A 7895-nucleotide genomic window follows, 5' to 3' on the forward strand; every position below is an offset into this window, starting at 1 on the left:
TCCTGTTCTTCTTCCTGTCCACGAAGATGCTGCCGGTGGTCGCCGGCCTGTTGCCGATTTACCTGTTCGCCCAGAGCGTCGGGCTGCTGGACAACATCTGGCTGCTGATCATCCTTTACACCTCGATGAACCTGCCGATCGCCGTCTGGATGCTGCGTAGCTTCCTCGCCGAGGTACCGGTGGAGATCCTCGAGGCGGCTCAGGTCGACGGCGCCGGGTTGATCCGCACGCTCCGCTCGGTGGTGGCGCCAGTGGTCATGCCCGGCATCGCGTCGGCTTCCCTGATCTGCTTCATCTTCAGCTGGAACGAACTGCTGTTCGCCCGGGTCCTGACCGGAACCGTCGCCCAGACCGCGCCGGTGTTCCTGACCGGATTCGTCACCAGCCAGGGACTGTTCCTGGCCAAGGTCTGTGCAGCTTCGCTCGTGGTGTCGCTGCCGGTACTGATCGCCGGATTCGCCGCGCAGGACAAGCTGGTGCAAGGCCTGTCGCTGGGGGCGGTCAAGTGACACAGAGGCTCGGCGCCGCAACAGTAGATGCTCTCAGCAACGAGGTCGGCGTACCGGCCTATGACCGTACTGCGGTTCGCCCGGGCATCGTGCACTTCGGAGTCGGCGGGTTCCATCGCGCCCACCAGGCGATGTATCTCGACCAGCTGATGAACGAAGGCAAGGCGCTCGACTGGGGGATCTGCGGGGTCGGCACGATGCCGCCGGACCAGCGGATGCGGGACGTTCTGCAGGCACAGGACGGGCTGTACACGTTGGTGATCAAGCACCCGGACGGGACGATGGACCCTCGGGTGATCGGGTCGATCGTCGAGTACCTGTACGCGCCGGACGACCCCGAAACGGTGCTCACCAGGATGACCGATCCGGCCACCCGGATCGTGTCGCTGACCATCACCGAAGGCGGTTACCACGTCAACCAGGTGACAGGTGAGTTCGACCCGGGCGACCCTGGGCTCCAGCACGACCTGGAGCCCGGCGCGGTGCCGACGAGTGCGTTCGGATTGGTGGTCGAAGGTCTGGCCCGACGGCGGGCGGCCGGCGTACCGGCGTACACAGTGATGTCCTGCGACAACATCCCGGGCAACGGTCATGTCGCGAAAAAGATGCTGACGTCGTTCGCGCGGCTGAAGGATCCCGAGTTGGCGGACTGGATCGAGAGCGAGGTGCGGTTCCCGAACTCGATGGTGGACCGGATCACCCCGGTCACCGCGGACGCCGACAAGGAGGCGCTGGCGGAGAGGTTCGGCATCGAGGACGGCTGGCCGGTGGTGTGCGAGCCGTTCACCCAGTGGGTGCTGGAGGACGACTTCGGTGGTGAGCGGCCGCCGTTCGAGGACGTCGGGGTGCAACTGGTGGACGACGTCGAGCCGTACGAGCTGATGAAGCTGCGGCTGTTGAACGCGAGCCACCAGGCGCTTTGCTACCTGGGCTACCTGGCCGGCTATCGCTATGCGCACGAGGTCTGCCAGGACAAGCTGTTCGTCGACTTCCTGCTCGGTTACATGGACAACGAGGCGACGCCGACGCTGCCGCCGGTACCGGGGGTCGATCTCGACAAGTACAAGCATCAGCTGATCGAGCGGTTCGCCAACCCGGAGGTCCGGGACACGCTCGCCCGGCTCTGCGCTGAGAGCTCGGATCGGATCCCGAAGTGGCTGGTCCCGGTCGTTCGCCAGCAACTCGCCACCGGCGGCGAGATCGCGCGGTCCGCGCTGGTGATCGCCGCCTGGGCCCGGTACGCCGAGGGCGTCGACGAGCAGGGTGAACCGATCGAGGTGGTGGACCGGTTGCGCGACAAGCTGGTCGAACGGGCTCAGCACAATCGCGAGGAACCACTGCTCTTCGTGTCCGACCGGGACCTTTTCGGTGACCTTGTCGACGACGAGCGGTTCGTCCAGGCGTACACGTCGGCGCTGTCGTCGCTGCACGAGCAAGGAGCCAGAGCAACGGTCGCGGCGGGCCCCTGAAACAGTTACGGTGCCGGGAATCACGGGACGCGGATCTGGGAACGGGGTGACGGGTGAACAACAGGGGACTGCCGCTGGGCGAAGGCGAAGAGGACGACGAACTGCTGGCCGACGTCGCCCGTCGCTACTACCTGGACAACGCCTCCAAGGTGGAGATCGCCAAGCAGCTCGACCTGAGCCGGTTCAAGGTCGCCCGGCTGCTCGAGGACGCCCGGGTGCGCGGCATCGTCCAGATCCAGATCAAGAGCCCGAGCCCGATCGACCGGGCGCTGTCCGAGCAGCTCGCCCAGGCGCTGGACCTGCCGCGCTGCGTGGTCACGCAGACCTCTGGATCACCCGAGCAGATCCGTGACCAGATCGCCGACGTCGCGGCCCGCACGGTCGGTCCGCTGGTCCGTGACGGTGACCTTCTCGGCCTGACCTGGAGCCGTGCGGTCGACGCGATGGTGGACCACCTCGATGTGCTGCCGGCCTGCACCGTGATCCAGATGGCCGGCTCGTTGCACACCCCCGCGGGCGGCGGGAGCACGATGGATCTCGCGCGTCGCGCCGCGGCTCTCGCCGGGGGTACGGCGCACGCAGTACACGCTCCGCTGGTCGTCGACGACATCGCGGCGGTGACCGCGTTGCGCCGGCAGCCCGGGATCGCCGACACGTTGGCGCTGGCCGACGGGCTGGACATCTCGGTGGTCGCGATCGGTGCGTGGCGGGCGGGTTGTTCCACTGTGTGGGACGCGGTCTCCCAGCAGGTCCGCGACGAGGGTCTGGCCGGTGGTGCGGTCGCCGAGGTCAGCGGGCATCTTCTGGACATGGACGGCAAACTGGTCGAGTCACCGTTGGAGCAGATGGTCATCGCGGTGTCGGTGGACCAGTTGCGCCGTCCGGCGGAGCGGGTCGCGCTGGCCGCCGGTGCCCACCGCGCTCCGGCTGTGATCGCCGCGGTGCGGGCCGGCCTGGTCAGCACCCTGGTGACGACGACCGACCTCGCCCGCGAAGTACTGCGTCTGCTCGCTGCTGCGACAGATTGAGCACCCGAGAGGAACAAGATGACCCAGCCCAGACTGGTCGCCGGAGTGGACTGCTCCACCCAGGCGACCAAGGTCGTGGTTTGTGACGCGAGCACCGGGGAGGTACTGCGGGAAGGGCGCGCGCCGCATCCCGACGCCACCCAGGTGGATCCGGCCGAGTGGTTCAGGGCCTGGGAGATCGCCTCGGACGGGCTGCTCGATGGCGTGGAGGCCATCTCGGTCGGGGGTCAGCAACACGGCATGGTCCTGCTCGATGCCGACGGTGAAGTGGTCCATCCCGCGGTGCTGTGGAACGACACGTCGTCCGCCGACGCGACCGTCGAACTGGTCTCCGAGCTGGGTGGACCTGAGGCCTGGGCCGCGGCGACCGGATCCGTTCCGGTGCCGAGCTTCACTGTCACGAAGCTTCGCTGGATTCGGAGCGCGGCGCCTGACGCGGCTGGTCGTGCGGAGGCTGTCGCGCTGCCGCACGACTGGATGACCCAGCGGCTGGCCGCCGACCGGCACGGCATCGAGGACCTCACCACCGACCGCGGCGACGTCTCCGGCACCGGCTGGTGGTCGCCCACTGACAACGCCTATCGGCCCGACCTGGTGGAGCTGGCCTTCGGACGCTCGCTGGCCCTGCCGCGCGTTGCCGGTCCTCGGGAGATCGTCGGCCAGACCGCTTCCGGTGCGGCGCTTGCCGCGGGAACAGGCGACAACATGGCCGCAGCGCTGGGCCTGGACCTGCAGCCCGGCGACGTCGCCGTCTCCCTCGGCACCAGCGGTACGGCGTTCGCCACCAGTACTACGCCAACGACGGACCCGAGCGGATTCGTCGCGGGATTCGCGGACGCCACCGGCGGATATCTCCCGCTGGTGTGCACCTTGAATGCCGCCCGGGTGTTGTCGGCGACCGCGCAGTTGCTCGGGATGGATCTCGCGGAGTTCGACGAGGCGGCTCTTACCTCGGCCGGCAGTGCGGGACTCGTGTTACTGCCCTATCTGGACGGCGAACGGACTCCGGATCTACCGCACTCGACCGGGTTGATCTACGGACTCACCCGGGCGACGGCACAACCGTCCACGATGGCTCGGGCCGCGGTGGAAGGCATGCTTTGCGGACTGGCGGATGCCGTTGACGCGCTCCGGGCGCAAGGCCTCCCGGTCCACAGGGTTCTCCTGCTGGGCGGGGCCGCCCGCTCCCGCGCAGTACAGGCTCTCGCTCCTGCGCTGCTGGGTGCACCCGTGGTGTTGCCGGAGCCGGGGGAGTACGTCGCGCTGGGCGCCGCGCGCCAGGCCGCCTGGGCTGTCTCTGGTGAGGACAACCCGCCGACCTGGGAAGTTGCCACCGGCAAGCCCGAGTCCCCGGTCATGACGGAGACCGATGCCGCCCACGTCCGGGAGCTCTACGCCTCCGTCCTGGCAGGCACCCGCCCCGTGCTCAGCAAGCCCCATCCCACCCACAGCTGACCTCGGTCCTTGCTGGAGGCAAGGATCGGGCGGTGTGATGCAATCGTTGGTAACGCTTGGCTTTCCAGGCCGATAACAGTGCGGGTGCGATCACCGCGCCCGCACTGACTCATGGGGGTTCTGTTGCGCACGTCCCTGCGCTTGGTCGCGCCACTGGCACTGTCTGTAGTTGCCCTGACCACCGTTCTACCGGCCGCTGTCGCCACTCCTGCTGCATTTCCGCAGGCCCAGGTGGCAGCTGCCGGGCTGCCGTCGGTCCCACTGGCGGTGCGGGCGATGGGCACCTTCACCGGTGTCGATCTGACCTGGAACCTTCCCGCCGACGAGGGCACGGCCGACGGGGTGACCGGCTTCGTCGTCCACCGGATCGCCAACGGCGCCGAGACCACCTACTCGGTGGCACGTGGCCCGGCCACCGCCCACAGCTGGGCGGACGTCCAGCGGATCCCGGGCGCGACGTACGCCGTCGTCGGCGTGAACGCCGACGGTGAAGGTCCGGCCAGTACGCCGGTCGAGGCCGCGCCGAGAAGCGAAGCCATCACGGTCGCCTCCACGGCGAAGGGGTCGGACGGCGTCACCCGTACTTACCTCGGCCAGCTCGCCGCCCAGGGTGCAACTCAGGTGGTTCCGTTGGCCGCCTCCGGGGCGACGCAGCAGGTCGACCCGGACATCGCTGTGTCGCCGGACGGCCGGCAGGTGGCCTTCTCGCAGGGCCGGACCAGCCTGTGGTCCGTCTCGGCCGTCGCACCTCAGGCCCCACCGGTGAAGATCCTCGACGGTTCGAGTGGCATCGCCAAGCCGGCCTGGTCGCCGGACGGCACGCGGATCGCCGTCGAGCGACTCCAGCCGGACGGCTCCACTTGCATCGACATCGTCGCGGTGGCCGGCGGAACCCCGATCCGGGTCGGCTGCGGTATGGCCGGCCCCACCTGGCTGCCGGACAGCCAGACCCTGGTCGTAGCAGGCCAGACCAGCAGCCTGTTGCAGCGGGTCCAGGCGCGGGTCAACGGAGCTGTTCTCACCACCTACGCGGGTACCGAACTCGCCCGCGACCCTGCGGTCTCGCCGAACGGTCTGTGGATCGCCTATCTGAAGGGGACTGCCGCGGCGATGATCCCGGTCGGCGGCGGCACGGCCCAGGTCGGGGACAGCGGCGGAACCAGCGCCGAGTCACTGAGCTGGGCGCCGAACACATCCGGCCTGATACTCAATCGGCGGACGGCCGCGGGCAGCAGCCTGTTCACCGTGCCGGTGAGCCCGGAAGGCGTGCTTCGGCGGAGCAGCGCGTTCCTCTTCGACGCCCCGGCCGGTGAGCTGATCGGCTCGGCGGTCTGGCAGGGCTACCGGGTGGCGATCAAGCCGACCGCGACAGTCGTCGGCCCGAACCTCTCGGTGCCCTTCGACCTCACCGGTCTGGCGACCCCGGTCAGCGTCACCTGTGAGCTGGACGGTACGCCGAGGTCTCCCTGCACCTCGCCCTTCCAGCAGACCGGCGTCACCTCCGGAACCCACGTCCTCAAGGTCTCGGCCGTCGAGGCAGGTGGCCGCGGCAGCCACGCCGTCCGCTACCTGAACGTCGACGCGGTCGCGCCCACCGCGCAGCTCACCTCGCCGACCTTCGACGTCACGAAGGCCGCCACCGCCACCATCGCGTACACCGGCGCCGACTCCAGCGGCATCGGCTCGTACGACGTGCGCTACCGGACGGCCACCTACCTGGGGAACTTCGGTGCCTACGTCACTGCGGCGTCGGCCACCAAGGCCAAGTCGATCACCCTGAACGTTGCTGCAGGCAATGAGCTTTGCGTGTCGGTGCGCGCTCGCGATGTCTTCGGCAACGTCTCCGGTTGGACGGCGGAGCGCTGCTTCTCCCGTCCGCTGGACGATCGCGCGCTGACGGCGACCGGATGGAGCCGGGGCACCAACGGCGTGTACTACCTGGGCACGGTGACCAGTTCGGGGACCAAGGGTGCGTCCGTTACCCGCACGGTCCAGGCCAAGCGGCTGTTCCTGGTCGCCACCAAGTGCGCCACCTGCGGGACGTTGACGGTCACCTACGGCGGCAAGGTGGTCGGCACGGTCAGTCTCTACAAGGCCACCACCGAGTACCAGGCGATCATCCCGCTGCCGACGCCGTCCGCCTTCCTCTCCGGCACCGTGAAGTTGACCATCCGCGACGCCGGCAAGACCAACCAGCTCGACGGCCTCGCGGTCCGTCGGACCTGATTCCTTGGGGGCCTACCCTCGGCGCCTGAGCTACGGACGGGCGCCGAGGGGGTCCTCGGTCGGCGGTGCTGGGCTTCGGGGGGTTTTGGTGAGGGAGCGTTCGGGGAGCCAGAGGATGAAGGTGCTGCCGACGCCTACCTCGGAGTGCAGGGAGACCGTGCCGCCGTGGGATTCGGCGATCTGGCGGACGATGGCCAGGCCCAGGCCGGCTCGGCGTTGGCCGGTGGAGGGGACCGTGGCGGGTGGTTGGCGTTGGCCGGAGCGGAAGAAGCGGTCGAAGACCCGGTCGGCGTCTTCTTCGGCGATGCCGGGGCCTTCGTCGCGGACGGCGATCCAGGCCCAGCCGTTGCGGCTTCCGACGGCCAGGACCAGTTCGCTGCCGCCGCGAGCCAGGCGTACTGCGTTGGAGAGCAGGTTGTCGACCGCGCGTCGGAGGGCCTGAGCGTCTCCGGCGGCGATCGGGCCGGGCGCGAGGCGGCGTACCAGGTGTAGTTCGCGGTCGGCGACGAGCAGGGCGTACTCCTCAGCGGCTTCACCAGCGATCGCCGCCAGATCGACATCGGCGTCGACGAAGGCGGGCGACGACCGGCGGGCCGACGCCAGCAGGTCCTCGACCAACCGGGTCATCCGCTGGATCGCGCGGCTGACGATCGCGGTCGCCTGGGCGCGGTCCTCCGCCGGGGTGTCGTCATGAGCCAGTACTGCGTCGACGTTGGCCTGGATCACCGCCAGCGGGTTGCGCAACTCGTGGGACGCGTCGTCGACCAACTGCCGCTGGGCGACGAAGGCGGTCTCCAGCCGTTCGAGCATGTCGTCCACGGTGTCGGCCAGGTTGCGGAGTTCGTCGCGCGGCCCGTCCAACGCGATCCGCCGGGACAGGTCCGTGGCGGAGATGTCCTGCGCGGTCGTGGTGATCTGCCGGACCGGACGCAGCGCCCGGCCGGACAACCACCAGCCCGTGCCCAGACTCACCGCGAACAGCACCCCGAGCGCGCCGGCCGAGTAGTTCCGCATCGTCTGCATGGTGGTGTAGTTCACCGCGGACTCGATGCTGGACAAGTCGGCAGCCTGGAACGTATGACCGGGCTTGAGCTTCAACTTGCCCTCGGAGTCCTTGGTGTACTTGGACACCGTCACCGGGTTCAGCGGCGCCGGGTCCAGGAAGGCCGACAACGAGAAGTACAGCCCGGCGAGCAGCAGCGTCGACA

General features: G+C 68.9%; 6 protein-coding genes. 5 read left to right on the forward strand and 1 reads right to left on the reverse strand.

Features of this window, described 5'->3' with window-relative positions; all coding sequences use genetic code 11:
• The 5 genes from VFG33_RS18885 to VFG33_RS18905 all read left to right on the forward strand — a co-directional run.
• Positions 1 to 509: carbohydrate ABC transporter permease (locus VFG33_RS18885; RefSeq protein ID WP_325054218.1), on the forward strand; the 509-nt coding region annotated here is incomplete at its 5' end.
• Positions 506 to 1978 (forward strand): mannitol dehydrogenase family protein, encoded by a 1473-nt coding sequence (locus VFG33_RS18890; RefSeq protein WP_325054219.1) that lies wholly within the window; start codon positions 506 to 508, stop codon positions 1976 to 1978. The genes VFG33_RS18885 and VFG33_RS18890, both read left to right, overlap by 4 nt.
• Positions 1979 to 2031: 53 nt before the next feature.
• Complete coding sequence (locus tag VFG33_RS18895) at positions 2032 to 3006, forward strand: sugar-binding transcriptional regulator (RefSeq protein ID WP_325054220.1); 975 nt, start codon at positions 2032 to 2034, stop codon at positions 3004 to 3006.
• An 18-nt stretch (positions 3007 to 3024) separates the two neighbouring features.
• On the forward strand, positions 3025 to 4461 hold the full coding sequence (locus VFG33_RS18900) for an FGGY family carbohydrate kinase (protein ID WP_325054221.1): 1437 nt from the start codon (positions 3025 to 3027) through the stop codon (positions 4459 to 4461).
• A 123-nt stretch (positions 4462 to 4584) separates the two neighbouring features.
• Entirely contained in the window at positions 4585 to 6687 is a 2103-nt protein-coding gene (locus VFG33_RS18905; protein WP_325054222.1) for a hypothetical protein, read from the forward strand.
• Between the two features lie 30 nt (positions 6688 to 6717).
• Here VFG33_RS18905 and VFG33_RS18910 read toward each other — a convergent pair.
• The coding region (locus tag VFG33_RS18910) for a sensor histidine kinase (protein ID WP_325054223.1) at positions 6718 to 7895 on the reverse strand (1178 nt) is incomplete at its 5' end.

The sequence above is a fragment of the Kribbella sp. genome (genome assembly GCF_035687465.1).
Lineage (GTDB): Bacteria > Actinomycetota > Actinomycetes > Propionibacteriales > Kribbellaceae > Kribbella.

Coding starts and splice junctions, on each gene's coding strand:
- VFG33_RS18900 (WP_325054221.1), top strand. CDS start 3,025: ATGACCCAGCCCAGACTGGTCGCCGGAGTGGACTGCTCCACCCAGGCG.